At 67.7% G+C, this 26,322-nt stretch carries 24 protein-coding genes; 16 read left to right on the top strand and 8 right to left on the bottom strand.

All coding sequences use genetic code 11. The features are described 5' to 3' along the window. Positions 1–4 precede the first annotated feature (4 nt). Positions 5–562 (bottom strand): manganese efflux pump MntP, encoded by a 558-nt coding sequence (locus AC2FNJ_RS11395; protein ID WP_496764355.1) that lies wholly within the window; start codon positions 560–562, stop codon positions 5–7. Positions 563–979: 417 nt separating this feature from the next. On the opposite strand from AC2FNJ_RS11395, the gene AC2FNJ_RS11400 reads away from it, so the two are divergent. From AC2FNJ_RS11400 to AC2FNJ_RS11425, 6 genes are read left to right on the top strand one after another with little or no spacing between them, the layout of a single operon-like run. After that, positions 980–1,429 (top strand): c-type cytochrome, encoded by a 450-nt coding sequence (locus AC2FNJ_RS11400; RefSeq protein ID WP_496764356.1) that lies wholly within the window; start codon positions 980–982, stop codon positions 1,427–1,429. A gap of 15 nt (positions 1,430–1,444) precedes the next feature. Beyond that, positions 1,445–2,845 (top strand): cbb3-type cytochrome c oxidase subunit I, encoded by a 1,401-nt coding sequence (locus tag AC2FNJ_RS11405; protein WP_496764357.1) that lies wholly within the window; start codon positions 1,445–1,447, stop codon positions 2,843–2,845. Positions 2,846–2,847: 2 nt separating this feature from the next. Continuing rightward, positions 2,848–3,657 carry a CbbQ/NirQ/NorQ/GpvN family protein gene (locus AC2FNJ_RS11410; protein WP_496764358.1) on the top strand — a complete coding sequence of 270 codons (810 nt, stop codon included), beginning with the start codon at positions 2,848–2,850 and terminating at the stop codon, positions 3,655–3,657. 9 nt (positions 3,658–3,666) lie between these two features. Continuing rightward, on the top strand, positions 3,667–5,589 hold the full coding sequence (locus AC2FNJ_RS11415) for a nitric oxide reductase activation protein NorD (protein ID WP_496764359.1): 1,923 nt from the start codon (positions 3,667–3,669) through the stop codon (positions 5,587–5,589). Beyond that, a complete protein-coding gene (locus AC2FNJ_RS11420; RefSeq protein ID WP_496764360.1) occupies positions 5,586–6,134 on the top strand; it encodes a cytochrome c oxidase subunit 3 in 549 nt (182 codons plus the stop codon). Before AC2FNJ_RS11415 ends, AC2FNJ_RS11420 begins: the two co-directional genes overlap by 4 nt. A gap of 5 nt (positions 6,135–6,139) precedes the next feature. Continuing rightward, positions 6,140–6,427, top strand: coding sequence for a cytochrome C oxidase subunit IV family protein (locus AC2FNJ_RS11425; RefSeq protein ID WP_496764361.1), 288 nt, complete (start codon positions 6,140–6,142; stop codon positions 6,425–6,427). An 11-nt stretch (positions 6,428–6,438) separates the two neighbouring features. Here AC2FNJ_RS11425 and AC2FNJ_RS11430 read toward each other — a convergent pair whose 3' ends face one another. From AC2FNJ_RS11430 to AC2FNJ_RS11440, 3 genes are all read right to left on the bottom strand, one after another. Then, a complete protein-coding gene (locus AC2FNJ_RS11430) occupies positions 6,439–7,239 on the bottom strand; it encodes an endonuclease/exonuclease/phosphatase family protein (protein ID WP_496764362.1) in 801 nt (266 codons plus the stop codon). Positions 7,240–7,381: 142 nt separating this feature from the next. Then, positions 7,382–7,945 carry a DUF4202 domain-containing protein gene (locus AC2FNJ_RS11435; RefSeq protein WP_496764363.1) on the bottom strand — a complete coding sequence of 188 codons (564 nt, stop codon included), beginning with the start codon at positions 7,943–7,945 and terminating at the stop codon, positions 7,382–7,384. Next, a complete protein-coding gene (locus tag AC2FNJ_RS11440; RefSeq protein WP_496764364.1) occupies positions 7,942–8,646 on the bottom strand; it encodes a Crp/Fnr family transcriptional regulator in 705 nt (234 codons plus the stop codon). Before AC2FNJ_RS11440 ends, AC2FNJ_RS11435 begins: the two co-directional genes overlap by 4 nt. Before the next feature lie 204 nt (positions 8,647–8,850). Between AC2FNJ_RS11440 and hemA the strand changes: the two genes are divergently transcribed. Together hemA and AC2FNJ_RS11450 are read left to right on the top strand one after the other, a co-directional pair. After that, on the top strand, positions 8,851–10,074 hold the full coding sequence (hemA, locus tag AC2FNJ_RS11445; protein ID WP_496764365.1) for a 5-aminolevulinate synthase: 1,224 nt from the start codon (positions 8,851–8,853) through the stop codon (positions 10,072–10,074). Positions 10,075–10,170: 96 nt separating this feature from the next. Then, on the top strand, positions 10,171–11,175 hold the full coding sequence (locus AC2FNJ_RS11450; protein WP_496764366.1) for a D-cysteine desulfhydrase family protein: 1,005 nt from the start codon (positions 10,171–10,173) through the stop codon (positions 11,173–11,175). Between the two features lie 7 nt (positions 11,176–11,182). Here the strand turns inward: AC2FNJ_RS11450 and AC2FNJ_RS11455 are convergent, their stop codons facing one another. Beyond that, positions 11,183–12,136: a LysR family transcriptional regulator gene (locus AC2FNJ_RS11455; RefSeq protein ID WP_496764367.1), complete on the bottom strand. Its 954-nt coding sequence runs from the start codon at positions 12,134–12,136 to the stop codon at positions 11,183–11,185. A gap of 127 nt (positions 12,137–12,263) precedes the next feature. On the opposite strand from AC2FNJ_RS11455, the gene AC2FNJ_RS11460 reads away from it, so the two are divergent. The 5 genes from AC2FNJ_RS11460 to AC2FNJ_RS11480 all read left to right on the top strand — a co-directional run bounded on the left by AC2FNJ_RS11460 (position 12,264) and on the right by AC2FNJ_RS11480 (position 19,293). Beyond that, positions 12,264–13,274: a TAXI family TRAP transporter solute-binding subunit gene (locus AC2FNJ_RS11460; RefSeq protein WP_496764368.1), complete on the top strand. Its 1,011-nt coding sequence runs from the start codon at positions 12,264–12,266 to the stop codon at positions 13,272–13,274. A 99-nt stretch (positions 13,275–13,373) separates the two neighbouring features. Further along, positions 13,374–15,587 carry a TRAP transporter permease gene (locus tag AC2FNJ_RS11465; protein ID WP_496764369.1) on the top strand — a complete coding sequence of 738 codons (2,214 nt, stop codon included), beginning with the start codon at positions 13,374–13,376 and terminating at the stop codon, positions 15,585–15,587. Between the two features lie 5 nt (positions 15,588–15,592). Continuing rightward, entirely contained in the window at positions 15,593–16,867 is a 1,275-nt protein-coding gene (locus tag AC2FNJ_RS11470; RefSeq protein WP_496764370.1) for an NAD(P)/FAD-dependent oxidoreductase, read from the top strand. Beyond that, positions 16,860–17,579: an aspartate/glutamate racemase family protein gene (locus AC2FNJ_RS11475; protein WP_496764371.1), complete on the top strand. Its 720-nt coding sequence runs from the start codon at positions 16,860–16,862 to the stop codon at positions 17,577–17,579. Before AC2FNJ_RS11470 ends, AC2FNJ_RS11475 begins: the two co-directional genes overlap by 8 nt. Positions 17,580–17,661: 82 nt before the next feature. Next, positions 17,662–19,293, top strand: a complete 1,632-nt coding sequence (locus AC2FNJ_RS11480) for a N,N-dimethylformamidase beta subunit family domain-containing protein (protein WP_496764372.1) — start codon at positions 17,662–17,664, stop codon at positions 19,291–19,293. 3 nt (positions 19,294–19,296) lie between these two features. Here the strand turns inward: AC2FNJ_RS11480 and AC2FNJ_RS11485 are convergent, their stop codons facing one another. Both AC2FNJ_RS11485 and hemC read right to left on the bottom strand, forming a co-directional pair. Continuing rightward, positions 19,297–20,241 carry a fatty acid desaturase family protein gene (locus tag AC2FNJ_RS11485; RefSeq protein WP_496764373.1) on the bottom strand — a complete coding sequence of 315 codons (945 nt, stop codon included), beginning with the start codon at positions 20,239–20,241 and terminating at the stop codon, positions 19,297–19,299. 426 nt (positions 20,242–20,667) lie between these two features. Continuing rightward, positions 20,668–21,624, bottom strand: a complete 957-nt coding sequence (gene hemC, locus AC2FNJ_RS11490; RefSeq protein ID WP_496764374.1) for a hydroxymethylbilane synthase — start codon at positions 21,622–21,624, stop codon at positions 20,668–20,670. A 106-nt stretch (positions 21,625–21,730) separates the two neighbouring features. On the opposite strand from hemC, the gene hemE reads away from it, so the two are divergent. Then, positions 21,731–22,765 (top strand): uroporphyrinogen decarboxylase, encoded by a 1,035-nt coding sequence (hemE, locus tag AC2FNJ_RS11495; RefSeq protein WP_496764375.1) that lies wholly within the window; start codon positions 21,731–21,733, stop codon positions 22,763–22,765. A gap of 66 nt (positions 22,766–22,831) precedes the next feature. Here the strand turns inward: hemE and AC2FNJ_RS11500 are convergent, their stop codons facing one another. Further along, complete coding sequence (locus AC2FNJ_RS11500) at positions 22,832–23,926, bottom strand: CaiB/BaiF CoA transferase family protein (RefSeq protein WP_496764376.1); 1,095 nt, start codon at positions 23,924–23,926, stop codon at positions 22,832–22,834. A gap of 145 nt (positions 23,927–24,071) precedes the next feature. Between AC2FNJ_RS11500 and AC2FNJ_RS11505 the strand changes: the two genes are divergently transcribed. Together AC2FNJ_RS11505 and AC2FNJ_RS11510 are read left to right on the top strand one after the other, a co-directional pair. Further along, positions 24,072–24,932 carry a crotonase/enoyl-CoA hydratase family protein gene (locus AC2FNJ_RS11505; RefSeq protein ID WP_496764377.1) on the top strand — a complete coding sequence of 287 codons (861 nt, stop codon included), beginning with the start codon at positions 24,072–24,074 and terminating at the stop codon, positions 24,930–24,932. Positions 24,933–25,006: 74 nt separating this feature from the next. After that, positions 25,007–26,299: a TAXI family TRAP transporter solute-binding subunit gene (locus AC2FNJ_RS11510; RefSeq protein WP_496764378.1), complete on the top strand. Its 1,293-nt coding sequence runs from the start codon at positions 25,007–25,009 to the stop codon at positions 26,297–26,299. Positions 26,300–26,322: the final 23 nt, after the last annotated feature.

Genomic DNA, 26,322 nt, shown 5'->3' on the forward strand with positions numbered 1-26,322 from the left:
GCCGTCACATCCCCAGGTGCTCGACCAGGATCGCGCTCCCGAGACCGACGAGGACGATCCCGCCGATCACCTCGACCGCACGCCCGAACCGCCGCCCCAGCATCTGCCCGGCCAGCGCCCCGGTCGTGCTCATGGCGGCGGTCGTCGCCCCGATGGCCAGGGCGATCAGGACGATGTTGGCGTCCATGAAGGCCAGCGAGATGCCGACGGCCATCGCATCGACCGAGGTGCCCACCGCCGTCGCGACCAGAACCATCGGCGCATGGGCGCGGGCCGGCCGGCCGCCATCGCCGCCGCCGGAATGCAGGATCATCCGCAGGCCGACCAGAGTCAGCAGCCCGAAGGCGATCCAGTGATCGAACAGTTCGACGTGGCGACTGGCGGCCATGCCCAGCATCCAGCCAAGGATCGGCGTGACCGTTTCCACCAGCCCGAAGACCGCGCCGGTCCTGAGCGCCGAACGCAAGACGGGGCCATCCCTTGCGGTTCCGCGGCCGACCGAGGCGATGAAGGCGTCGATGGACATGCTGATCGCCAGCAGTCCGACTGCAATCGGGGTCATGTCTATATCCTCGCGACATCCGGTGGGCCTGACCTGGCGACGGTCGGACCCCGCCCGCAGGATCCGGTCGCCACGGTCTTGCAGGGCCCGGGACCGTCCCCGGGCTGGACGCGCCACGCGGATCCGGACCGCGAGTCTGTTGACGCGCCCCCGCAAACAGCGGTTGCTACTCCCCGATACCGCCCGACATAGTGGCGGGATCTGTTTTTGTCAATGATAACAATGCGATATGAGTTTGCGACGCAATTGCAATCGCCGCCGTCAAGGGCCGCGCCACAGACCGAGCCAACGCCGCCACCCGGCCGGCGACCGGTCCATCGACACCCTTTCCGGGCCGTCTTGACTTTCGTTAAGGCGCCCGGACCCGGCGCCCGCCATTCTTTCCGGCATCAGCAAAGCGGCGCAAAGGAGAGCGCAATGCGCGAAGTCATGACAAAGAGCATGGCCCGCAACATATTCTATGGCGGTTCCCTGTTCTTCATCCTCATCTTTCTGGCCCTGTCGGCCCATTCCCACCTGTACATCATCAACTCCGAGAACGCGGCCAAGCTGGATGACAGCGTCGCCCGCGGCAAGCACGTGTGGGAAAAACACGCTTGCATCAACTGTCACTCGATTCTGGGCGAAGGGGCCTATTTTGCCCCCGAGGTCGGCAACGTGATGACACGCTGGGGCGTTCTGGACGATCCGGAGGCCGCCTTCGAAGTCCTCAAGGGCTGGATGGAGGCGCAACCCACCGGCATCGAAGGCCGCCGGCAGATGCCCAATTTCAACCTCAGCGACGAAGAACTCCGCGATCTGACCAACTTCCTGATCTGGACGGACAACATCGACGCGCAGGGCTGGCCCCCGAACGACGCGGGCTAAGGAGGGAACGGAGAAATGAAATACGAATCCCAGAAAATCGCGCTGGCCTACTTTGCGGTGGCCATGGCGCTGTTCGCGATCCAGGTGCTGGGCGGTCTGCTCGCCGGCTGGATCTATGTCGCCCCCAACACGGTCAGCGAGCTCCTGCCGTTCAACATCGTGCGGATGCTGCACACCAACTCGCTGATCGTGTGGCTGTTGCTCGGCTTCTTCGGCGCGGCCTATTTCCTGATCCCGGAAGAGGCCGAACGTGAAATCCATTCGCCCAAGCTGGCCTATCTGCAGTTGCTGATCCTGGTGGTCGGCACGCTGGGCGTCGTTGTGACCTATGTCTTCAACCTGTTCGAAGGCAACTGGCTGCTCGGCAAGGAAGGCCGGGAATTCCTCGAACAACCCAAATGGGTCAAGGCGGGGATCGTCGTGGCCGCGCTGATGTTCCTCTACAACGTCACCATGACGGTGCTGATGGGCCGCAAGACCGCGATCACCAACATCCTGCTGCTGGGCCTCTGGGGTCTGGCGCTGCTGTTCCTCTTCGCCTTCTACAACCCGTCCAACCTGTCGCTCGACAAGATGTACTGGTGGTACGTCGTGCATCTCTGGGTCGAAGGCGTTTGGGAACTCATCATGGCCTCGATCCTCGCCTACCTGATGCTCAAGCTGACGGGCGTGGACCGCGAGATCGTCGAGAAATGGCTCTATGTCATCGTGGCCGCCGCCCTGTTCTCGGGCATTCTCGGCACCGGGCACCACTACTACTGGATCGGCACCCCCGGCTACTGGCAGTGGATTGGTTCGATCTTCTCGAGCCTCGAGGTGATCCCCTTCTTCGCGATGATGGCCTTTGCCTTCGTCATGGTCTGGAAGGGCCGCCGGGACCACCCGAACAAGGCCGCGCTCCTGTGGTCGCTGGGCTGCGCCACGCTCGCCTTCTTCGGCGCCGGCGTCTGGGGCTTCCTGCACACGCTGCACGGGGTGAACTACTACACCCACGGCACGCAGATCACCGCGGCGCACGGCCACCTGGCCTTCTACGGCGCCTATGTCGCCCTGAACTGCGCGATCTTCACCTATGCGATGCCGATCCTGCTGAACCGCGACCCCTACAACCAGGTGCTCAACATGGCCTCGTTCTGGCTGATGACCAGCGGCATGGTCTTCATGACCTTCGTGCTGACCTTCGGCGGAACCGTCCAGACGCACATGCAGCGGGTGGTCGGCGACTACTTCATGGACGTGCAGGACCAGATCGCCATCTTCTACTGGATGCGCTTCGGCGCAGGCGTGGTGGTGGTGCTGGGCGCGCTGCTCTTCATCTACGCGATCTGGGTGCCCCGGAAAGAGGTGGTTCAGCCCGGCCCGATCGAGCGTGAACGGCTCGAAAAGGATCCTGACCACGTGACGGCGGAGTCATGACCATGGACGGGTCCATCAACATCGGAACGGGGGCGGCAGACGCCCCCTTCTATCTCGCGCAGGGCGACGAATGCGATGTCTTCGCCGCCGCGCATGCCAACAACCTGCCGGTCCTGCTCAAGGGGCCGACCGGATGCGGCAAGACCCGGTTCGTGGCGCATATGGCCGCGAAACTCGGCCGTCCGCTGCACACCGTGGCCTGCCACGACGACCTGGCCGCGGCCGACCTGATCGGGCGCTATCTGCTCAAGGGCGGCGAGACCGTCTGGGTCGATGGTCCCCTGACCCGCGCGGTGCGCGAAGGCGCGATCTGCTATCTCGACGAGGTGGTCGAGGCGCGCAAGGACGTGACCGTGGTTCTGCACCCGCTGACCGACGACCGGCGCATCCTGCCCATCGACCGCACCGGCGAGGAACTGGTGGCCGCGCCCGGCTTCATGCTGGTGGCCTCCTACAACCCCGGCTACCAGAACATCCTGAAAACCCTCAAACCCTCGACCCGGCAACGGTTCATCTCGATGGAGTTCGACTTCCCCGCCCCCGACCTCGAGGCGCGGGTCGTGGCCGAGGAAAGCGGCCTGGCGCTGGACCGCTGCAAGCCGCTGATCCGGCTGGCGAACAAGCTGCGCGGGCTCAAGGGCCAGGATCTTGAGGAAGGCGTTTCGACCCGCCTCGTGGTCTATGCCGCCACCCTGATCGCGCAGGGCATGTCCACCGATCGCGCCATCCTTGCCGCCATGATCGAACCTCTCACCGATGACGAGGATATCAAACGCGGGCTCCTCGATCTTGTCACGGCTGTCTTTGGGTGAGGCCGGCCGATGGTCAGGATCGACTTCGAGCCATGGGAACCCGAAGAAACCATCGGGAAACTGTGGCACACCCTTGCCAGCCGCCTCGATGCGCCTCAGGCGCATGACGGAGCCGCGGTCGACCTGTCACAGGTCGCAGGGCGGCTGGCAGTCCTGTTCAGGGGCCTCGGGGGCAGTCCGGGCGTCGAATTGCGCCCGGTATCGCTCGAGGTCTCGCGCCACCGGCTGAGCTGGCGCCGCCGTCTGGGGACCGAAGCGGAACAGCTCCCGCGTGCCTCTTTCGACGGCGAGATCCTGCGCCTGCCCGACCGGCTGGCGGTGTTCCCCTTCCGCGAGGCCAACGGCGCGCTTTATGTCTGGCTGGCCGCCGCCGCCGCCCATGCCGGCACCCGCATCGACGACGACGATCCCCTGCGCGCCGACCTGCGCGCCCTGCAAGCCGCGCAGGGCATGGTCGCGGCCACGCTGGACAATGCCCCCGGCCTGCGCCCGCTCCATACCGAACTCTGCAAGGGCGTGCTGCATCAACGCGACGTGCCCGACCTGCCGCCCGCCGAAGCGGCGGTCGAAGAACTGATCCGCCACATGCTGGGCGATCCGGCGCCGCTCTCGTCCATGGCCGAACGGCTCCGGGCGCTGGACGCCGGCCTGACCGCCCCGCGCGGCTATCAGCCCTTCCGCCCGGTCCCGCTCTGGCCGGAACTGCGCCCTGTCGCCTTCTCCGAACATCACGAGGTGGAAAGCCGCGACACCGACGGCCCGCCGGAAGAGTCCGGCGAGAAAACCCACCGCGCCCGCCGCCGCAAATCGGAACAGGCCGAACGCCGCGACAGCTTCATCCTGCACAAGTTCGAAGCGATCCTCAGCTGGGCCGAATTCCTCAACCTCAACCGCCGCGTCGATGACGACGATCCCGACAACGCCAAGAAGGCCGCCGACGATCAGGACGAGATCGGGCTGGGCCAGATCTCCAAGGCGCCACCGACCAAGCTGAAACTGCATCTCGACCTCGCCCCCGAGGACGTGGACCGCGAACGGCTCTCGGGCCGGCTGCTCTATCCCGAATGGGACGTGCGCACCGGCGCCTATCTGCCCGATCACGTCAACGTCCTGACCTCGCACGCCGAGATCCGCGAGGACGCCACCGACTTCGGCAAGGATCCCGCCACCGCCCGCCGCATCCGCGCCGTCAAGCGCCAGTTCGAGGCGCTGCGCCCCGGCCGCGTCATGACCCGCGGGCATCTCGACGGCGACCAGCTCGACATCGAGGCCGCCGTCCGCGCCGAAACCGACCGCCGCGCCAATGGCGAAGGCGACGACCGGGTCTGGATGCAGTCCCGCCCCGAAGCCCGCGATCTGGCGGTTTCGATCTTGCTCGACGTGAGCCGCTCCACCGAAAGCGCGGTCTCGGGCCGCGCCGTCATCGACATCGAGCGCGAGGCGCTGGCCGCGCTCGCCTGGGGGCTGGACGCCTGCGGCGACGATTTCGCCGTCCACGCCTTCTCGTCGCTCAAGCGCAGCCGGGTCTACGTCCAGCAGTGCAAGGGCTTCGCCGAACCCATGACGGCGGCGGTCGAACACCGCATCGCCTCGCTGCGCCCCGGCTTCTACACCCGGCTCGGCGCGGCGATTCGCCATGCCTCGGCCGATCTGGCCAGCCAGTCGCGCAAGCGCCGGCTGCTCCTGGTCATCACCGACGGCAAGCCCAACGACCTCGACCACTACGAAGGCCGCCACGGCATCGAGGACACCCGCCAGGCCGTCCACGAAGCCCGCCGCGCCGGGCAGTCGGTCTTCGGCGTCACCATCGACAAGACCGGCAAAAGCTGGTTCCCGCGCATGTTCGGGCAGGGGGGCTTCGCGGTGATCCCCGAACCCAACCGCCTGACCATGGCCCTGCCGCAGATCTACCGCCAGCTGGTCGGCGCATGAGCGAAGCCTCCCTCATCGACGAGCTTCCCGGCGAGCTGCTGATGTGGGTGCTGATCGTCTCGGAACTGCTCGTGTTCGGGGCGGGGCTGGCGGCCTTCATGGCGGTGCGGCTGACCGATCCGGCCGGCTTTGCCGAGGCGCAGTCGCATCTCTACCGCACCGGCGCCGCGCTCAACACCGCGGTCCTGGTCTCGTCCGGCTTTCTCGCCGCCCAGGCGCTGCACTGGCGGCGGGCCTCCGCGCGCCGGGCGGCCCGCATCGCCCTGATCGGCGCGGCGGCTCTGGGCGTCGTCTTCCTGATCGTCAAGGGCGTGGAATATGCCGACAAGGCGGCGCAGGGCATCGGCTTTGAAACCCACCCGTTCTTCCTGTTCTATTACCTGCTCACCGGGTTCCACGCCGCCCATGTGCTGGCCGGGGTCGGCATCCTGCTGCTGGTCGCCTGGCGGGACCATCCCCGCAACATCGAGGCCGGCGCGCAGTTCTGGCACATGGTCGATCTGGTCTGGGTGATGCTGTTCCCGGTGATCTACCTGCTGGGATGAGCGCGATGTCCCCCCCTTCATCTTGCCCCAAATACTCCCGCCGGAGGCGGCCCGACCGCCTCACCGGCGCCTGGGTCGCACTGTTGGCGCTCAGCCTGACCACCGCGCTGCTGACGACCCTGCCTCTGCCGTCCGAACTCGCCGGCACGGGCATCCTGCTGCTGGCGCTGGCCAAGGCCCGGGTGATCCTCGCCCGCTATCTCGACCTCGATCAAAGCCCCGCCTGGCTGCGCGGCTTCACGCTGGCCCTGAGCGCCTTCACCCTGCTGCTTCTCGGCCTCTACCTGGTTTGAAATGCCGCGCCTCACAGCTGCAGCACCAGCGGGCAATGATCCGACACCTCGGGCTGCGCGACGACCTGAAAATCTCTCACCGCGTCTGCGTCGCTGACCAGCAGATAATCGGCGAACCGTCCCGGTTTGCCGTAGTGCGCGGTCCGCGTCCCGGCGAATCCCCGGCCCGTGACCAGTTCGACCAGACCGGTGGCGGCCAGGATCTCCAGCGTTTCGCTGCCGGGTTCCACGTTGAAATCGCCGCAGACCACGCGCAGGTCTCCCGCCGCCGACACCGCCTGCGAGATCGCGCACAACCGGCGCGCCTGGGCGGCGCGTTCCGGCGTATCCGTCTTGCCGCTGAGGTCGCGAAGCCCGTGCATGTGCGTGATGCTGACCATGCGCTTCCCGTCAGGGTCATGGATCCGCACGCCATGCGCGCTGCGCGACCGCGGATGCGCCCCGTAGGCCGCGGGCGAATAGTCCTTGTGCACGAATCCCTGCACCTGTCCGACCACCGGGCAGGACTCGTGAACGAAGGTGGCCAAACCCCATTGCGAGGGAACCGCGGTGTCCGCGTCCCACAAAACGCCCTGCGCGGCCGGGCAGAAGGTGGCCATATGGTCCGGCAGCGCGGTGCGGAGGTCGCGAAAGAAATTGGCCCGCTGCTCCAGGACGTGATCGCCGTCCCGGTAGGTCAGCCAGTCCTTGTCCGAGTCGGGCGTGTGTACGACTTCCTGCAGGCACAGGACGGTCGGGGCCGCCGCCGCCACATAAGCGTGAAGGGCGTCATAGTGCCTTCCTCCCCATCCGTTCAGACACATCACCTGCATCGGCCGCTCCGCCCGCCTTCGTCCCCGATCCCCGCCGCCGACCAGGCAATGTCGAGGCGGCCGGAACCGCCGCGCCGCAGGCGCGGCCCGGCCCAACCGGACGCGCGCATCGCAGATGCGGCGCCGGACGGGCGGGAGCGCCTCAGCCCCGGAACGCCGCCGCCAGGTCTTCGGGCAGGTCGAACTCCGCCAGCACCCGCGCCCGCGCCCCGGCCGACATCTTGCGCGCCGTCTTCTCCACGATCCGCAGGATCTTCTCGGCCGAGTGCTTCTCCGCGAAAGGCGCGAAATACCATTTCAGGAAGACGAAGCAGATCACGTCCTCCAGCGCCTGCACCTCCGCATCGCGCTTGAGGCCCTCCTTGCGCAGCATCCGGCCTGCCGCTTCCCGGTCTTCGGCGTCGTAACCGGCCTCGGCCATCATCCCCATGACCCGGTCGGCGTGATGCACGCCCTGCGCCCGGCGCCAGGCCAGATAGCCCGCGCGCCCCTCGGGATAGTCGGTGCGCGCCAGTTTCCACCGCTCCACATGCTGCCCGCGCGCGGCGATCCGCAGCACCTCCGAGGCGTCCGGCACCAGCCGCTCCAGCTCCGCGCTCATCCGCTCGCCGTAAAGCAGCGCCGCCGGCCGCCCGTCCTCCAGGTTCGGGTCGGCGGCATTGGCCGCGTCGATCGCGTCCAGAACTGCCTGCATCCTTGCGCTCATGACCTGCTCCAGTTCTCGGCCGGATCGCTGTCGGCATAGTCGCGCAACGCTTCGATATCCGCGATCTCGGCATGGTTCCGCTTCACCGTCACCCCCGCCGTCTTCAGGCGCGAGAACGCCCGGCTCAGGCTTTCGGGCTTCATCCCCAGGCGCCCCGCGATCAGCATCTTGTCATAGGGCAGCGTGACCTCGCAGGCGCCCGCGTCGCAATCGCACAGGCCCAGCAGGAACTCCGCGACCCGCTGCGCCCCGGTCTGCGCCTTGAGCTGCTCCAGCTGCGCGACCAGCGAATGCAGATGGGTAAAGGTCGAGGCCAGGATCGAGATGCAGATCTCGGGATCCTTTTTCATCAGCGACACGAAGACGGGGCTGGGAATATGCATGATCTCGCAGGGCGAAACCGCCTCGGCCGAGACCGGATAGGGCAGGTTGCGCAACGCCACCGCCTCGCCGAAGCTCTCGCCGCGGGTGAACACGCTCACCACCGCCTCGGCGCCGGTCGGCGCCATGCGGAACAGCTTGACCCAGCCGCCGATCACCACATGGATCGCCTGGGCCTTCTCTTCCTGCAGAAAGATGGTCTCGCCCCGCTCATAGCTGCGCCAGATCGCATGGCTCAGCAGCGTTTCCACGTGATGCTCCGGCAGCGACCGGATCAGCAGCGACTGCCGTGCAACCGCCTTTTGTGCTTCATGTGCCACGCGGGCATCCCCTCCCGTGCATGGGCCGGTTTTCCCGGCCGTCCCGTCTGTCCCCGTCCGCGCCCGACACCGGCGCTCCCCTATGCACCTGCCCTCTCCCCCACGGTGAGTCAATCCCGCCCGGATTCTTGACAAATGTCATGTCCCCCGCCAGCGGGCTTGCCTAGTCTCGGCCGAAAGCCAGACTGCGCGGGAGAGAGAGTCATGAATTACGAGCGTTTCTTTGCCCAAAGCCTCGACGATCTGAGGGCCGAGGGGAACTACCGCGTCTTCATCGACCTGCAGCGCCGCTGCGGCGCCTTTCCCAATGCCCGCCAGACCGATGGGCAGACCCAGCGCGACGTGCGCATCTGGTGTTCCAACGACTATCTCGGCATGGGCCAACACCCATCCGTCCTCGCGGCGATGCACGACGCGCTCGACCGCTGCGGGGCAGGGGCCGGGGGCACCCGCAACATATCCGGCACCACTCACGATCACGTGCTGCTCGAGGCCGAACTGGCCGATCTGCACGACAAGGAGGCCGCGCTTCTTTTCACTTCCGGCTATGTGTCCAACTGGGCCGCCCTCGGCACCCTGGCCTCGAAGATCCCCGGCCTGATCGTGTTCTCGGACGCGCTCAACCACGCCTCGATGATCGAAGGCATCCGCCATTCCCGCGCGCAAAAGGTGATCTGGAAACACAACGACCTTGCGGATCTCGAGGCGAAACTGGCCGCCGCCGATCCCGACGCCCCCAAGATGATCGCCTTCGAATCGGTCTATTCGATGGACGGAGACATCGCGCCCATCAAGGAGATCTGCGATCTGGCCGACAAATACGGCGCCATGACCTATCTCGACGAGGTGCACGCTGTCGGCCTCTACGGCCCGCGCGGCGGCGGCATTGCCGAACGCGAAGGGCTGATGGACCGCCTGACCGTGATCGAGGGCACGCTGGGCAAGGCCTTCGGCGTGGTCGGCGGCTACATCGCCGCCTCGGCTGCGCTGTGCGATTTCGTGCGCAGCTTCGCCAGCGGCTTCATCTTCACCACCGCCCTGCCGCCCGCCATCGCCGCCGGCGCCGCCGCTTCGATCCGGCACCTGAAACGGTCGAACGCCGAACGCGACCTTCAGAAGGAACGCGTGGCCCAGGTCCGCGCCCGGCTGGATGCCGAAGGCATCCCGCACCTGCCCAACCCCAGCCACATCATCCCGGTGATGGTGGGCGATCCGGTCAAGTGCAAGTTCATCTCGGACACGCTGCTGGAGGAATTCGGCATCTACATCCAGCCGATCAACTATCCCACCGTGCCCAAAGGCACCGAACGGCTGCGCATCACACCCTCGCCGGTGCATACCGAGGCCGATGTCGATCACCTCGTCGGCGCACTCTCGACCCTCTGGCACCGCTGCCAGATCGCCCGGATGCCCATGGCGGCGCAGTAGTCCGACGACCGAACCACCGGTTTCTTCCGCCCTGTTCGCGCCCCGCGCGCGCCTGTAGGCTGCGCGCTCAGTAGACCGCGACAGGGACGATCCGCCATGCCCCAGCCCGACGAACGACCGCGCACCGATCTCGGGGCGTCCAACACCCCGCTTCACCGCCTGCCGCGGCTGTCCGACCGGCTCGGCATCGACCTCTGGATCAAACGCGACGATCTGGCCGGCGCACCGTTCGGCGGCAACAAGTCCCGGCAGCTCGAATACTATCTGGGCGCGGCGCAGGCCGCCGGGGCCGACACCATCCTGATCACCGGCGCGGTGCAGTCGAATTTCGTCCGCACCGCCGCGGCCGCCGCCGCATCGCTGGGGATGCGCACGGTCGTGCAGCTGGAAGAGCGCGTGGAGGGCATGGACGACACCTATCGCACCTCCGGCAACGTCCTGCTGCTGCGCATTCTGGGGGCCGAGATCCTGCGCTATCCCGAGGGCGAAGACGAAGCCGGCGCCGATGCCGCGCTGCGGGCAAAGGCCGAACAGCTGCGCGCCGCGGGCCGCCGCCCCTACGTGATCCCCCTGGCGGTGGACAACCCGCCGCTCGGCGCGCTGGGCTATGTCCGCGCCGGGCACGAGATCGTTGCCCAGGCCGGGGACTTCGACCATGTCGTCGTCCCCTCGGGCAGCGGAGCCACCCATGCCGGGCTGCTCACCGGGTTGCGTCAGGCAGGCAGCACGGCCGCCGTCACCGGCAGTTGCGTCCGCCGTCCCCGCGACCCGCAGACCCGTCGCATCGGCGAGGTTCTGAACCGGCTCGCCGACCTGACCGATCCGCCTACCGCCGTGACCCCCGCGGACATTCGGATCTGGGACGGCGCGCTCGCGCCCGGATACGGCCGGCTCGGGCCTGCCGCCACCGCGGCGATCGGGATGATGGCCCGGACCGAGGGCATCCTGCTCGATCCGGTCTACACCGCCAAGGCGTTTGCCGCCGTGCCCGCGCTGGTCGAAAGCGGAGAGATCGCCACGGGCAGCCGGGTTCTGTTCGTCCATACCGGCGGGCTGGCGGCGCTGTTCGGCTATCAGACCGACCTGCAGAACGCCTTCTGATCCGCCGTCAGCCGTCGGGCGGCACCACGCCTTCGGGATTCGCACCGACATCCGTCAGCAGGCTCATGACCTCGGCGCGCCAGCCGTCCTTGATCCGCTGCGCCAGTTGCGAAAGCGGGCGGTAAAGCGGCGACAGGATCACGTATTCATAGCGGAACAACCCCGGCATCGGGCGGAACACGACCTGATCCTTTGCCGTGCGCGTCTCCAGTTCTGTCACCACCGTCAGCGGGTCCACGATGGACAGGCAGCGTCCGACGCGGATGAACTGCATCAGCGGGGCGAAGAACTGGCTGTCCAGCACGATGTTCGGCGTCGCCCCGACCCGGCGCAGCGCGTCCACGGTGCGCTGGTGCATCACGTGATAGCTCTGCAGGGTGCCCAGCGGAACGCCGTCGAGATCCTCGAAGGCGATCGACTCCTTTTCCGCCAGCGGATGCGTGTGCGGCAGCGCGCAAAAGCAGTCGGCGGTGATCAGTTCCTGCCGATAGGTCGTGGCCTCGTCCGGTCTGGCCGCCAGATCGGCAAAGCCGAAATCGAACGCCTGGGTCGCCGCCAGTTCGCGGATCTGCATCGAGGTGCGCGACGACAGCGACACGCGAATGTCCTCGGCATCGCCGATCTCCCGGCTGATGAAGCGCGGCAGCAGGAACGAGGACGGCCCCGGCATCGACGCGATGTTCAGCGACCCGCTCCGCCCCTTGACCAGCCCCTTCATCGTCCCGGCAACGGCGGACAGCCGGTCCAGGATGTCGCTGGCCTCGGCCAGCAGGTAATGCGCCTCGGGCACCGGAACCAGCTGCCGCCCGCGGCGTTCGAACAGCTTCAGCCCCAGCGAATCCTCCAGCGACCGAATCGCCAGGCTCACCGCCGGCTGGGTCCGCCCCAGCTTCTGCGCGGCCTCCGACAGGGAAGAAGAGTTCATGACCGCCCGAAAAGCGGCGATTTGCGAGAGATTCATGGGCAAACCATAAGTCAAACTTTGATCAATCTAAAGTAATCAAATTTGTATTTATCGAAAACTTCGATCATCGTGCAGGGATAACAACCGCGACGCACGTCCGGACCAAACCAAAAGGGAGACCCAAATGACCTTGTTCAGAAATCTCGGCGGCGCCGTGCTGGCGGCCACGCTGGCGGCCGGGACGGCCCATGCCCAGGATCCGACCTTCTTCCGCATCGGCACCGGCAGCGCCGGCGGCACCTATTTCCCCATCGGCGGAACCATCGCCAACGGCATCTCGGCCCCGCCGGGTTCGCGCCCCTGCGAAGAAGGCGGCCAGTGCGGCGTGCCCGGCCTGATCGCCATCGCGCAATCCACCACGGCCTCGGTGTTCAACAACACCGCCGTGCAGAACGGCGAGCTCGAGGCCGGACTGGCCGCCGCCGACGTGACCCGCTCGATGTACCTGGGCGAAGGCAAGTTCGACGGCAAGCCGCATGAAAAGCTGCGGGTCGTCGCCAACCTCTATCCCGAAGACCTGCATCTGGTGCTGCCCAAGGGCCAGTCGATCGGCAATCTGGGCGACCTGGCCGACAAGCGCGTCGGCATCGCGCAGGCCGGATCGGGCACTCAGGTCGCCGTGCTGCAGATGCTCGAAGCCTGGGGCGTGACCCGCGACAACATGGACGAGGCCGAGCTCAACAACAGCCAGTCCGCCGAACGTCTGGCCGACGGTCAGCTCGACGCCTATTTCTACGCCGCCGGCTGGCCGGTCTCGGCGATGGTCCAGCTTGCCTCGACCAAGGGCATGGAGCTGCACAGCTTCACCGAGGAAGACCTGGCCAAGATCAACGAGATCATCCCGGCCTACATCCCGTCGAGCATTCCGGCCGGCGTCTACGAGGGCATCGACTACGAGGTGAAGACACCCGCCGTGTCGGCGCTGCTCGTGGTGTCCTCGGACCTGTCCGAAGAGCTGGTCTATGGCATCACCAAGGCGATGTGGAACGACAACACCCGCAAGCTGCTGGACAACGGCCACGCCAAGGGCAAGCAGATCACGCTGGAAACCGCGCTGGACGGCATCGCCAATCTGGGCGTCCCGCTGCATCCGGGCGCCGAGAAGTTCTACAAGGAAGCCGGAGTCCTGGAATAACACCTCTCTCCCCTGTTATCTCCGGCACCGGGCGGCGGGCGGCACCGTCGCGCCGCCCGACCACCGACCCATCCCACATCTGACGCGAGAGGGCGGGCCATGAGCAACGCGCCAAATCACGAGTCTCCGGAACTCTCCGCGGACGAGCTGTCCGCGATCGAGGAAAAATTCGACGAGGGCGCGGCCACGCGCCAGGTTTCCGGCCGGTTCGCCAAGTTTCTGCGCTATGTCGCGCTCGTCTTCGCCGCCTATCACTACCTGACCGCCGGGTTCGGCCTGCCGCCCGACTACTGGCACATGGGCTGGCACCTGTCGGGCCTGTTCATCCTGATCTATTCGCTGTTCCCGCATCTCAAGACCGAAACCTCGTTCGACCTCAGGACCGGCGCCTTCCACCTGGGCGGCGTGCCCTATCTGGACGTGATCCTGATGGTGCTCGGGGTCGCCTCGGCGCTCTATCTCGGGCTGGCCTGGCACGGCATTCCGTTCCTGGGCATCGAAGAGATGACCTTTCGCATGGGCAATCCGAACACCTATGACATGATCTTCGGCTGCATCCTGATCGTGCTGGTGCTCGACATCGCCCGCCGCACGCTGGGCTGGATCCTGCCGCTGATCATCTGCGTCTTCATGGCCTATGCCCTGTTCGGCCCGATCTTTCCCGGCATCCTCCAGCATCCGGGCGTCAAGTTCAAAACCTTCGTCTCGTCGATGTACTTCCCGCAGGAAGGCATCTTCGGCGTCACCCTCTGGGTGGTCTCGACCATCGTCTTCCACTTCGTCCTGTTCGGCGTGATCGCGCAGCGCACGGGGCTGGGGCAGCTCTTCATCGACAACGCGACCATCCTCGCGGGCCGGTATACCGGCGGCCCGGCCAAGGTCTCGGTCGTCTCGTCGGCCTTTTTCGGCACCATCTCCGGCTCGTCGGTCGCCAACACCGTCTCGACCGGGGCGCTCACCATCCCCAACATGAAACGCCTCGGCTATCCCGGCCATTTCGCCGGCGGGGTCGAGGCCGCGGCCTCGGCCGGCGGCCAGATCACCCCGCCGATCATGGGTGCGGCGGCCTTCATCATGGCCGAGTTCCTCGAAGTGCCCTACACCACCATCGTCATCGCGGCGATCTTCCCGGCGCTTCTGCACTACACCGGCGTCTTCGCCGTGGTGCACCTGATGGCGCGCCGCCTGAACCTGCAGGGCCTGTCCAAGGACATGCTGCCCAAGCTGGGCGAGGTCTGGCGCGACGGCTGGGCCAACATCGTGCCGCTGATTGGCCTGCTGCTGGTGCTGTTTTCCGGCTACACGCCCTATATGTCCGCTTTCTGCGGCATTTCTCTGGCGCTGATCGCCGGGATGAGCCGGTATCGCCAGCCGCTGACGCTGGCCTATCCGGCGGCCTTCATCGCCTTCGTCCTCTGGAAATACGCGGGCCAGGGATTTGACCTGCCGATGTCGCTGATCCTGATTGCGGGCGCAGTCATCGCCACCTTCAACCCGCAACGCCGCACCACGGTTTCGGAGATGGCCGACACGCTGGAAACCGGGGTGAAATACGCGCTGGCCGTGGGCGCGGCGGCGGCGGCCGTCGGCATCGTCATCGGCGTGATCAACACCACCGGCGTCGGGTTCCGCATCGGGTTCATGGTGACGCAGGCCGCCGCCTTCCTGGGCAGCGACATCAACAGCCTTCTGACCTTCGGCTCGTTCCAGCTGTTCTCGGTCGAAGACCTGACGCTCTTCATCAGCCTGGTCTTCATCGCCATCGCCTGCATCCTGATGGGCGCGGGCGTGCCGACCACCGCGCTCTACATCATGCTGGTCTCGGTCGCGCAGCCGGCGCTGGCGCAGCTCGGCATTCCGCCCATCGCCAGCCACATGTTCGTGCTCTATTACGGCGTCGTGGCCGAGATCACGCCGCCGGTCTGCACCTCGGCCTATGCCGCCGCCGCAATCGCCAATTCCAACCCGTTCCGCACCGGCCTCTCGGCCTTTTCGCTGGGGCTGGGCAAGGTGGTGGCGCCGATGGCCTTCGTCTATGCGCCGGTGCTGCTGTTCGTGTCCTCGACCGGATTCGACATCGTCGAATTCTCCTATACCGCCACCAGCTGCATCGCCGGGGTCGTGGCGCTTTCGGTCGCGGTGGTGGGTTACTGGCTGGCGCCGATGGGCGTGATCAACCGCCTGCTCTGCGCCATTGCCGGGCTGGTCTTCATCGCGCCGTCCCTGCAGGCGGACCTGGTGTCGCTGATCATCCTCATCCCCCCGATCCTGAGCCAGGTGATCGCCCGGCGGTCCCGGACCTCCGAGGCCTGAGCGACATGCAAAACGACGTGACGATCCTCGGGGCGGGTGTGGTCGGCATCTGCACCGCCCTCTCTCTGGCCGAGCGCGGCGTGCCCGTCCGCCTGATCGACCGGGGCGATCCGGGGCAGGAGACCTCTTTCGGCAACGCAGGCGTGATCTCGCCCTGGTCCATCGTTCCGCAGGCCCTGCCGGGCCTCTGGAAGCAGCTGCCGGGCCTCCTGCTGGGCCGGCACCGTCCGCTGGCCGTGCGGGCCGGGTTCTGGCCCCGGATGGTGCCCTGGGGGATGGCGTTCCTGTCCAACGGGACCGAAGCGCGGGTCCGCCAGGTGTCCGACGCGATGGAACGGCTCTGCGGCCCGTCCATCGACCTCTTCCGCCGCCACCTTCGGGGCACCGGGGCCGAGCATCTGGTCCGCGACAGCCTCTACATCCACGCCTTCCGCGACGCCTCCCGCGCGTCGCTCGACGCGATCGACTACAGCATCCGCCGGGACAAGGGCGCACGGCTGGAGCTGGTCGGCGCCGACACGCTGCACCGGCTCGAACCCGCCCTGTCGCCCGAGTTCCGGGCCGCCGTCGTCATCCACGATCAGGCCCGCGCCCTGTCGCCGGGACGGATCGGCGCGGTGCTGGCGGAAAAGGCGCGCGGCATGGGGGTCGAGATCGTGCGGGCGCAGATCCGGGGGCTGATCCGCGCCGATCTCGGCTGGCGCATCGCCTGCGACGCCGATACCTACGATGCCAGCCGGGTGGTCGTGACCCTGGGCGCCTGGTCGCCCGAGATCCTGCGCCCGCTGGGCCTGCCGGTGCCGCTGGTGGCCGAGCGCGGCTATCACCTGGAATTCCCCGATCCGGGGATCGAACTGCACCATTCCGTCATGGACACCGACGCCAAATTCGTGGCCTCCACCATGGAGGGCGGCCTGCGCGTCGCCGGTCAGGCCGAATTCGGGCGCGTCGATGCGCCGCCCGACCCGCGCAAGCGGCGCCGGATGCTGGCGCAGGCGAAAGCCGCGTTTCCCGGCCTCTGCGGAGACGGGCCGAGCTTCTGGATGGGGCGGCGGCCATCGCTTCCGGACAGCCTGCCGATGATCGGCCCGTTCGATGGCCAGCCGGGGCTCTTTGCCGGGTTCGGTCACTCCCACTACGGCCTGATGATGGCGCCCAAGACCGGCGAGCTGCTGGCCGACATGCTGACCGGGCGCGAACCCAACATGGACCTTTCGGCCTATGCCACCGGCCGGTTTTCCAACGGACTGATTCCAACGACGGATATTCGGCATGGCTGACACGACCGCCCCCGTCGGCATCCTCTGCCTCGACACCCATTTCGCCAAGCCGCCCGGCCATATCCGCTGTTCCGAAAGCCTGCCTTTCCCGACCGTCAAGCGGGTCGTGCGCGGCGCCACGATCCGCGAGTTGCTGGAACGCCCCAGCCTCGCCTTCTTCGAACCCTTCCTGGCGGCGGCCAAGGAGCTCGAGGCTCAGGGCTGCGCCGCGATCACCGGCAGCTGCGGTTTCATGGCCCTGTTCCAGCGCGAGCTTGCGGCGCAGGTCCGCGTCCCGGTCTTTGCCTCAAGCCTGATCCAGATCCCGCTCATGCACCAGATGTCCGGCCTGCGCGGCCGGGTCGGGGTCATCACCGCGCGCGAATCGGCGCTCACCCCGGCGCATCTGGAGGCCGTGGGCGCCGGGGCGACCCCGGTCGCCATCGCCGGCATGGAGGACCAGCCCGAATTCTCGGATGTGATCCTTAACGACAAACGCCCCGACATCGACGCGGCCCGGCTGGCCGGCGAACTGGTCACGGTCGGGCGGAACCTGCTGGCCGAAGCCCCGGACGTGACCTCGGTCGTCCTGGAATGCACCGATCTGCCGCCTTATGCCTACCATCTGCAGCGGGCGCTCGGCCTGCCGGTGGCCGACCTGACCACGCTTGCGACGATGGTGCACGGTATCGTGGCGCGCACGCCCTATCGCGGCCCGGTGCGCTACGACTGACCGGCGGGCGCCGGTTGCCGCCCATTGATCCTGCCGGCAGGACGTTTACCGTGACCGGCGATGCGGCAAGACGGAGCCCCCCATGCGGATCAGCGAAAGCGCCGGCCCGGCCATCACGCCACGCACCCGCGCCAAGGCCCGGCACATCCTCGACAACTACTACATCGGCCCGGCCCGCGACGATTCGGTGCTCGAGATCTGGGGCTACACCGACCGCTACACCTATCGCCCCGGCGAGCGCCTGTCGCTGCACGTTTCGACCACCGCGGAGACTTGGGCGATCGAAATCGGCCGCGACGGCGCCCGCTATGACCCCGTGTTCACGCAATCCGGCCTGCAAGGCGTGCATCACGACACGCCCGCCGACTGTTCGGTGCGCGGCTGCGACTGGCCCGCCGGCTTCGAACTCAACATCCCGGCGGACTGGACAGCGGGCGGCTATCTCATCACCCTGCGCGCCCGCCGCGGCGAGGATCTGGTCGAGGAACACCACCTGTTCCTGCTGCGCCGCGCGCCCGACCATCCGCCCGCGCCCTGCGTTCTGGTCTGCGCCACCGGCACCTGGCTGGCCTACAACTGCTGGGGCGGCTCCAACCACTACGAGGGCATCACCGGCCCCGAGGGCAACGCCTTCGCCCCCGTGGTCTCGACCCGGCGACCCTGGACGCGCGGCTTCTGCAAACTGCCCCGGGGCGCGCCGCGCGCGGTTCCCGAACGCCCGCATGTTCCCGGCGGAATGGTGCGCTATCCCTACATGGAATGGGCCTATGCCTATGGCTATTCCAAGAAATACGCCTCGGCCGGATGGGCCAGCTATGAACGCCATTTCGCCCGCTGGGCCGAGGCACAGGGCTATGAACTGGAAATCGTGACCCAGCACGATCTCGACGCCGATCCCGACCTGCTGTCCCGCCACCGCTGCGCCATCTTCGTGGGCCATGACGAATACTGGAGCGCCCGCATGCGCCACGCCGTCGATCGCTTCGTCGAAAACGGCGGCCATGTCGCGCGATTCGCCGGCAACTTCCTGTGGCAGACCCGGATCGAGGACGGCGGCGCGACGCAGGTCTGCTACAAATACACCGCTCACGAGCGCGACCCGCTGATGGGTACCGACCGACAGGCGCTCGTCACCGGCGCATGGGATGTCGCGCCGGTCAACTGGCCGGGCGCGGCCACCTTCGGCGCCAACGGGCTGATGGGCGTCTATGCCAGCCTCGGCCGCTGCGTCGGGCAGGGCAGCGGCGGCTACACCGTCTATCGTCCCGGCCACTGGGCGCTGGCGGGCACGCAGCTTGGCTATGGCGACATCCTCGGGGCCGGGTCGCGCATCTTCGGCTACGAGGTGGACGGCATCGATTGCCGGATGGAGGACGGCCTGCCATTCCCCACCGGCGCGGACGGCACCGATCCGGGCGTCGAAATCCTGGCCATGGGACTTGCCACCAACCTGGAACCCGACCACGGCATCTGGGGCGAAACGGCCTATATCGGCGGGGCGGATGCGGCCTTCAAGGCGTTGATGCGATTCGGCGACGTGACCGCCGAAACGCTCGACCGCTCCACCCGCGGCAACGGGGTGATCCTGTGCTGGGAGCGGGGCAGGGGAACGGTCTTCAACGCGGCGACCTGCGAATGGGTCATGGGGCTGGCGCGCGGGGATTGGCAGGTCGAGCAGATCACCCGCAACGTTCTGGACCGCTTCGGCGGGTAAGGCTCAGGCCGACCGCCATCCGGCCTCGCGCAGCGCATGGGCATAGCTGGGCGCGGTGCGCATCTGCGGCCCCAGCCCCTTGCTGACCAGCGCCCGGTGCAGCCGGGGCAGGTTGTAGCAGGGCACATGCATGATCATGTGGTGTTCCAGATGGTAATTCACCCAATAGGGCGCCAGCAGCAGCCGCGCCAGCGGCCCGGCAAAGGTGGTCCGGACGTTCTGCAGCGGGTTTTCCGATTCCTCGGTCGCGCCGTGTTCGGCGATGTTGCGGATGCGCAGAACGAACTGGAACCAGGTCAGATAGGGCAGCAGCCAGAACGCCAGACCCCACCACCATTGCCCCGCCAGCCCCATGATCACCATCACCGCCACGAAGACCGGCAGCGACTTCCACAGCTGCGGCGCGTTGAAGCTCTGCGCGAAATCCGAGGCCGCGGCCCGAATCGCCTCCTCGTCCCCGGCCAGCCGGAACGACATCACGATCTGGCCCCAAAGCTGCTTGATCCCGGTGCGCCCGGTCAGATCCCGCGTGAACTTGCGCTTCATCGAGGCGTGCGAGGTCGGGAATTTCGACGACAGCACCAGATCGGGGTCTTTCTCGGTCTGGGTGAACCGGTGATGGGTCAGGTGATAGTGCCGATAGGCGTCCAGCTCGGCCAGAATCGGCCGGCCGCACAGCCATTCTCCGACGAAATCGTTGAGCCGCTTGGTCCGGAACAGGGCGTTGTGGGCGGCTTCGTGCATCAGAATCGCCAGGCCCAGCTGCCGCGATCCGATCACCATCACCGCCAGCACGAAGGTCAGCGGATTGGGCCAGACGCCGAACAGCACCAGCGCCAGCGCGATGGTGCCCCAGCAATGGGCGATCAGCCACAGCCCCATCGCGTCCGAACGTCGGGCGAGCGGGCGAATCTCGTCGGTGGTCAGATAGGCCTTACCGGGTGTCATTGCGACGCCTCCTCGGCCCGAATCGTCCCAGATCGGGCCGGGTTCTGTCAATTCCGTCGCGGCGTCACGACGGGATGGCAGCCGCGTCCGGGTTACTCTTCAACCCGGCCTGCGCGACACTCCTGCCGGGGGCATTCCTGCCCTCCGGAGCGCGCGCAGACCCATACAAAAACCGTGGCTCCGAACGCGGCTGCCGCCAACATGGCCTCCGGGGTGGACATGTCTTCTCCGACTGCCCCCACCAGCCCGACGAGGATCAGCCCAACCCCCTCAAGACCCAGAGATTGCAGCAGATTTCCGCTGAATGATCCGATCTTCATCGGGCTTGTCCCCACTTTGCCATTCTGGCTGAGACGACGATCGCCCGAAACCTCTGGTTGCGTCAGTGATCCAGTTCACAATTTTCACGAAAAACCGGAAAAACTTTCACCGCCAGTCGAAAAACCCGTCCCCGGCCCGCGCCAGCAGCCCGGCCGCCATGGCGCGCCCCATCTCGGCGCCGTCCTCGGCCGCGCCGCGCATGTCGTCGGCAACCGATTCGGACCCGTCCGGGCGCAGCACCTCGCCGCGCAGCCGCAGGCTGCCGCCCTCCAGCTCGGCCAGCCCGGCGATCGGCGTTTCGCAGGATCCGTCCAGCGCCGCCAGCAGCGCCCGCTCCGCCGCCAGCCGCCGTCCGGTGCCGGCATCGTGAATCGCCTCCAGCAACCCGGCGGCGCGGCGATCGTCGGCGCGCCGCTCGATCCCGATGGTCCCCTGCGCGATCGCGGGCAGCATGTCGTCGGGCGAGATCGGGTTGGCCGGCACCCCGGTCATCTCCAGCCGCCGCAGCCCCGCCATGGCCAGAAAGGTGCAGTCCGCCACCCCCTCGGCCAGCTTCCTGAGCCGGGTCTGCACGTTGCCGCGGAACTCCACCACCTTCAGATCGGGCCGCCGGTTCAGCAGTTGCGCCCGCCGCCTGAGCGACGAGGTGCCCACCACCGCGCCCTGCGGCAGGTCGTGGATCGCGGCCAGCGCGGGCGAAATGAACGCATCGCGCACATCCTCGCGCGGGAGGAACGTGTCCAGGACCAGCCCCGCCGGCTGTTCCACCGGCATGTCCTTGGTGGAATGCACCGCGATGTCGATCTCGCCCCGCAGCATCGCCTCTTCGATTTCCTTGGTGAACAGGCCCTTGTTGCCGATCTCCTTGAGCGGCCGGTCGGCATCGATCAGGGCGCGATCGTCGCCCGTGGTCTTGATCACCACGATCTCGAAGGCTTCCTCCGGCAGGTCGAAGGCCGCGCCCAGACGGCGGCGGGTCTCATGGGCCTGGGCCAGCGCCAGCGGCGAGCCGCGGGTGCCGATCCTGAGCGGCGATGCGGGGGAGGGCAGGGATGCAGTCATGACCCCAGCTTTAGTCGCGTCACTTTGCCCTGACAATGGGGGCAGAGCTTGACAAATTGCCGCCGAAGACGGACCCGTGGCGGAAATCGGAAGAGTGGGGGCGCGCATGGCCGAGACGAAGAAACTGCTGCGGACGCTGGCGGGCGAGGTGCAGGACGTGCCGCCGATCTGGATGATGCGCCAGGCCGGCCGCTACCTGCCGGAATACCGCGCCACCCGCGAGCAGGCCGGCGATTTCCTGCGGCTGTGCTACACCCCGGACCTGGCCGCCGAGGTCACGCTGCAGCCGATCCGGCGCTATGGATTCGACGCCGCCATCCTGTTCGCCGACATCCTGCTGGTGCCGCAGGCGCTGGGCGCGGAGCTGTGGTTCGAGACCGGCGAAGGCCCGCGGCTTTCGCGGATTCGCGGCCAGGCGGAGTTCGACGCGCTGAAACCGGTCGAGGCGATCCACAAGACGCTGGCCCCGGTCTACGAGACCGTGCGCATCCTGTCGCGCGAGCTGCCGGCCGAAACGGCGCTGATCGGGTTCGCCGGCGCGCCCTGGACCGTGGCCACCTACATGATCGCCGGGCGCGGCACCCCGGATCAGGCCCCGGCCCATGCCCTGCGCGAAGGCGATCCGGCGCTGTTCGATGCGCTGATCGACCGGATCACGGCGGCAACCATCGAATATCTCTCGGCCCAGATCGAAGCCGGGGCCGAAGTGGTCAAGATCTTCGACAGCTGGGCCGGATCGCTCAAGGGCGACGCCTTCGCCAGATACGCGGTCGAGCCCTGCCGGGTCATCACCCGGGCGCTCAAGGCGCGGCATCCGGGCATCCCGGTCATCGGCTTTCCCCGCGAGGCGGGCGAAGGCTATGTCGGCTTTGCCCGCGCAACCGGCGTCGATTGCGTGGCGCTGGACAATTCGGTGACGCCGGAATGGGCCGCCGCGCAGGTGCAGGTCGATGGCTGCGTGCAGGGCAACCTGGCGGCCGCGCATATGGTGACGGGCGGCCAGGCGCTGGTGGACGAGACCCGGCGCATCGTCGAGGCGTTTTCCAGGGGGCCGCATATCTTCAACCTGGGCCACGGGATCACCCCGGATGCCGATCCCGACAACGTGCAGCTGATGATCGACACGGTGCGCGGCGGCTGAGGGCGCGGGCGAGGGGCCAGCCCCTCGCGCTCCCCGGGGTATTTTCGACCAGAAAGAAGCAGCGGGTCAGCGGCCCTGCGATCCGTCGAGTTCGGCGCGGATCTCGCCGTCATGCGCGCCGCGGGCCGGGGCCGGTTTCGGGGTCCAGTCGCGGGTGGAAAAGCGCGGCGCGGGGGCGGCCTGCAGCGCGCCGTCGATCTCGCGCCAGGTCCGGCGGGCGGCGTTCATCTCGTGCGCGGCGGCCTCCGGCGGGCTCAGGACCGGCGCGACGCAGGCATCGGTGCCCAGAAACAGCGCCGCCCAGTGATCGCGCGGGTGCTGCCGGAACATCCCGGCCAGGCGGCGGGTGAGGCCGGGCCAGGCTTCGGGATCGTATTGCCGCTGGAACTCCGGGTCGTCGGCCAGCCCCATGCGGTCGAGAAACAGCGCGTAGAATTTCGGTTCGAGGCATTGCACCGAGACATGGCCCCCGTCGGCGCAGGCATAGCTGCGGCACCAGTGCGGGCCGTCGAGCAGGCTCCGGCCGCGCGTGGCGGACAGGCTGCCGGACTGGCCGAGGCTCATCAGCAGGTTCATCATATGCGCCGAGCCGTCATAGATCGCGGCATCGACCACCGTGCCCTGCCCGGTGGCGCGGGCGTTCAGGATGCCGGCCAGCAGCCCGACCACCAGATAGAGCGCGCCGCCGCCGATGTCGCCCACCAGCGTGGGCGGCGTCAGCGGCGCATCGCCGGGGGCCGAGCCGTACCAGAGCGCGCCCGACAGCGCGATGTAGTTCAGGTCGTGCCCGGCCGCATGGGCCAGCGGGCCGGACTGGCCCCACCCGGTCATGCGCCCGTAGACCAGCGCCGGGTTCAGCGCGTGGCAGGTCTCGGGGCCGAGCCCCAGCTTTTCCATCACCCCGGGGCGGAACCCTTCGATCAGCCCGTCGGCGGTGGCGATCAGCCGCCTGGCGGTGTCCAGATCCTCCGCGTCCTTGAGGTCGAGCGCGATCGACCGCTTGCCGCGGTCGAGAAGCGAGCGGTCGGGCATCCCCGGTGTCACGCCGCCGCCCTTGCGGTGCACGGTGATCACGTCGGCCCCCAGATCGGCCAGCAGCATGGCCGCGAAGGGGCCGGGACCCAGCCCTTCGATTTCGATGATGCGGACGCCGTCCAGCATGGTGTCTCCTCCCTTTGGCGGCAGGGTTCCGGCTGCGCGCCGCGATTGCAAGGGGGGCCGCGCGCGACGTGACGTTCCGGCCCGGTCTCCCTAGGCGGATCGGTCTCCGGCGTGCTTTGCTGGCCGCGCAACAGGGGAGGTCGCCATGTCAGTTGTCGAATACGAACGGGACGGACGCATCGCGCGGATCACGCTCAACCGGCCCGAGGTGATGAACGCCATCAACGACGAGGTGCCGGGCGCGCTGGCGGCGGCGGTGGCGCGGGCCGATGCCGACCCGCAGGTGCATGTCATGATCCTGTCGGGCCGGGGCCGGGCGTTCTGCGCCGGCTACGACCTGACCTATTATGCCGAGGGCAACGGATCGGGCGAGGTGACCCAGCCGATGCCCTGGGATCCGATCAGGGACTACCGCTTCATGTGGGAGAACACCCAGGCGTTCATGTCGCTCTGGCGCGCGATGAAGCCGGTGATCTGCAAGGTGCACGGATTCGCCGTCGCGGGCGGGTCGGACATCGCGCTCTGCGCCGATCTGACGATCATGGCCGAGGACGCGCAGATCGGCTACATGCCTGCCCGCGTCTGGGGCTGCCCGACCACCGCCATGTGGGTCTATCGCCTGGGCGCGGAACGGGCCAAGCGGATGCTGTTCACCGGCGACAGGATCAGCGGGCGCGAGGCGGCCGAGATGGGTCTGGTGCTCAGGGCGGTGCCCGCCGAGTCGCTGGACGATGCGGTGGAAGAGATGGCCGCCCGCATGGCCTCGGTTCCGATCAACCAGCTGGCCATGCAGAAACTGGTGATCAACCAGGCCATCGAACAGACCGGCGTGATGCAGACCCAGCGGCTGGCGACGATCTTCGACGGCATCACCCGGCACTCGCCGGAAGGGATCAACTTCAAGACCCGCGCCGAGCAGGTCGGCTGGAAACAGGCGGTCGCCGAGCGCGATGAGGGCACCTGGGACTGGACCGCCAACGCACCGCTGCCGAAACGCAACCGCTAGGATGCTTGTCTTGCGCGCCGCGCCGCCGTAGCGTTCTGCAATACAAGTGTTTTCCGCCCCCCCCCGGAGGGACAATGAGAACGTGGTTCGTCATCTCCGTCTGCATCGTGCTGGCCGCGCTGGCGGTGATCCTGACGCGGCTCTACCCGCCGGGCAGCTTCCGCTTTGCCGCGGGGCCCGCCGGCGGCGCCTATGTCGAGATCGCCCGCAACTATGCCGATCTGCTGGCCCGCGACGGCATCCGGATGGAGATCGTCGAAACCGCCGGATCGGTCGAAAACGCGCGCCTTCTGGAGGACGGCCGGGTCGAGGCCGGCTTTCTCCAGGGCGGCATCGCGGCCGATCCCGCGGATGTCGAGGCGATCGGGGCGGTGTTCTACGAACCGATGATCTTTCTGGTCCGCGACGGCTCGGGCATTGCCCGCAACCCGGCGCGCTGGCGCAACCTGCGGATCAATTCCGGCGCGCCGGGATCGGGCACCGAGGCGGCGTTTCGCGATTTCGAACGCGCCGTCGGCCTGACCCGCGAGGACAACGAACATTTCGAGATCCCCTATGACGACGCCATCGACGCGCTCACCGCCGACCGGATCGACATGGCCGTGTTCGTCGCCCCGATCGACGCGCCCTATCTGCGCCGCGCCTATCACCAGCCGGGGCTGCGGGTGCTGGCGCTGCAGCATGTCGAGGCGATCTCGCGGCGGCTGGAATATGCCCGCGTCGTCACGGTGCCGGCCGGCGGCATGTCGCTGGACCCGGTGCTGCCGCCCCGTCCGCGCAAGCTGATCGCGCTCGAGGCGCGGCTGGCGGTGCGCCCGGACCTGCATCCGGCGCTGGTGAACCGGCTGACCATGGCGGCGATCGCGCTGCACCGCAATCGCGGCATCATCACCGATCCCGGCACATTTCCATCGGTCGAGGGCACCGGGCTGCCCCAGAACAACAACGCCCGGCAACTGCTTCAGGAAGGCCCCTCCACCTGGCACGACTGGCTGCCCTATTGGGTCGCGGCACAGGTCAACCGGGTGCTTTTGCTGTTTCTGCCGTTCTTCTTCATCGTCATCCCGCTGTTGCGGCTCCTGCCGCTGGGATACGCCTATTTCATGCGCTGGCGGGTCTGGCAGCACTACCCGGAAATCCGCCAGATCGAGGACGAGCTCGGCGACGACCCGTCCGAGGCGGAACTGGGCGCGATGCGGACACGGCTGGCCGAGCTGGACGAGCGTCTGGCCCGCATTCGCCTGCCGGCGGCCTACCGCCAGGGTCAGTACGACGCCCGCCTGCATCTGGAACTGGTGCAGAAACGGGTGGACGACATGATCGCCGCGCTGGGCAAGGAGGCGGCAAAACCGGCGCCCGGCGCGTGATCCGCGGCGCCCGCCGGGCTGCG

It is taken from the genome of Ruegeria sp. BHSB196 (genome assembly GCF_059613135.1).

Bases quoted from the DNA above. Each gene is read 5' to 3' on its own strand.
- AC2FNJ_RS11425 (WP_496764361.1), top strand. From the start codon at position 6,140: ATGTCCCCCCCTTCATCTTGCCCCAAATACTCCCGCCGGAGGCGGCCC.
- AC2FNJ_RS11510 (WP_496764378.1), top strand. From the start codon at position 25,007: ATGAGAACGTGGTTCGTCATCTCCGTCTGCATCGTGCTGGCCGCGCTG.
- AC2FNJ_RS11400 (WP_496764356.1), top strand. From the start codon at position 980: ATGCGCGAAGTCATGACAAAGAGCATGGCCCGCAACATATTCTATGGC.
- AC2FNJ_RS11465 (WP_496764369.1), top strand. From the start codon at position 13,374: ATGAGCAACGCGCCAAATCACGAGTCTCCGGAACTCTCCGCGGACGAG.
- AC2FNJ_RS11410 (WP_496764358.1), top strand. From the start codon at position 2,848: ATGGACGGGTCCATCAACATCGGAACGGGGGCGGCAGACGCCCCCTTC.
- AC2FNJ_RS11485 (WP_496764373.1), bottom strand. From the start codon at position 20,241: ATGACACCCGGTAAGGCCTATCTGACCACCGACGAGATTCGCCCGCTC.
- AC2FNJ_RS11470 (WP_496764370.1), top strand. From the start codon at position 15,593: ATGCAAAACGACGTGACGATCCTCGGGGCGGGTGTGGTCGGCATCTGC.
- AC2FNJ_RS11435 (WP_496764363.1), bottom strand. From the start codon at position 7,945: ATGAGCGCAAGGATGCAGGCAGTTCTGGACGCGATCGACGCGGCCAAT.
- AC2FNJ_RS11475 (WP_496764371.1), top strand. From the start codon at position 16,860: ATGGCTGACACGACCGCCCCCGTCGGCATCCTCTGCCTCGACACCCAT.
- AC2FNJ_RS11455 (WP_496764367.1), bottom strand. From the start codon at position 12,136: ATGAATCTCTCGCAAATCGCCGCTTTTCGGGCGGTCATGAACTCTTCT.
- AC2FNJ_RS11415 (WP_496764359.1), top strand. From the start codon at position 3,667: ATGGTCAGGATCGACTTCGAGCCATGGGAACCCGAAGAAACCATCGGG.
- AC2FNJ_RS11460 (WP_496764368.1), top strand. From the start codon at position 12,264: ATGACCTTGTTCAGAAATCTCGGCGGCGCCGTGCTGGCGGCCACGCTG.
- AC2FNJ_RS11450 (WP_496764366.1), top strand. From the start codon at position 10,171: ATGCCCCAGCCCGACGAACGACCGCGCACCGATCTCGGGGCGTCCAAC.
- hemC (WP_496764374.1), bottom strand. From the start codon at position 21,624: ATGACTGCATCCCTGCCCTCCCCCGCATCGCCGCTCAGGATCGGCACC.
- AC2FNJ_RS11420 (WP_496764360.1), top strand. From the start codon at position 5,586: ATGAGCGAAGCCTCCCTCATCGACGAGCTTCCCGGCGAGCTGCTGATG.
- AC2FNJ_RS11505 (WP_496764377.1), top strand. From the start codon at position 24,072: ATGTCAGTTGTCGAATACGAACGGGACGGACGCATCGCGCGGATCACG.
- AC2FNJ_RS11480 (WP_496764372.1), top strand. From the start codon at position 17,662: ATGCGGATCAGCGAAAGCGCCGGCCCGGCCATCACGCCACGCACCCGC.
- hemE (WP_496764375.1), top strand. From the start codon at position 21,731: ATGGCCGAGACGAAGAAACTGCTGCGGACGCTGGCGGGCGAGGTGCAG.
- AC2FNJ_RS11405 (WP_496764357.1), top strand. From the start codon at position 1,445: ATGAAATACGAATCCCAGAAAATCGCGCTGGCCTACTTTGCGGTGGCC.
- AC2FNJ_RS11500 (WP_496764376.1), bottom strand. From the start codon at position 23,926: ATGCTGGACGGCGTCCGCATCATCGAAATCGAAGGGCTGGGTCCCGGC.
- AC2FNJ_RS11395 (WP_496764355.1), bottom strand. From the start codon at position 562: ATGACCCCGATTGCAGTCGGACTGCTGGCGATCAGCATGTCCATCGAC.
- AC2FNJ_RS11430 (WP_496764362.1), bottom strand. From the start codon at position 7,239: ATGCAGGTGATGTGTCTGAACGGATGGGGAGGAAGGCACTATGACGCC.
- hemA (WP_496764365.1), top strand. From the start codon at position 8,851: ATGAATTACGAGCGTTTCTTTGCCCAAAGCCTCGACGATCTGAGGGCC.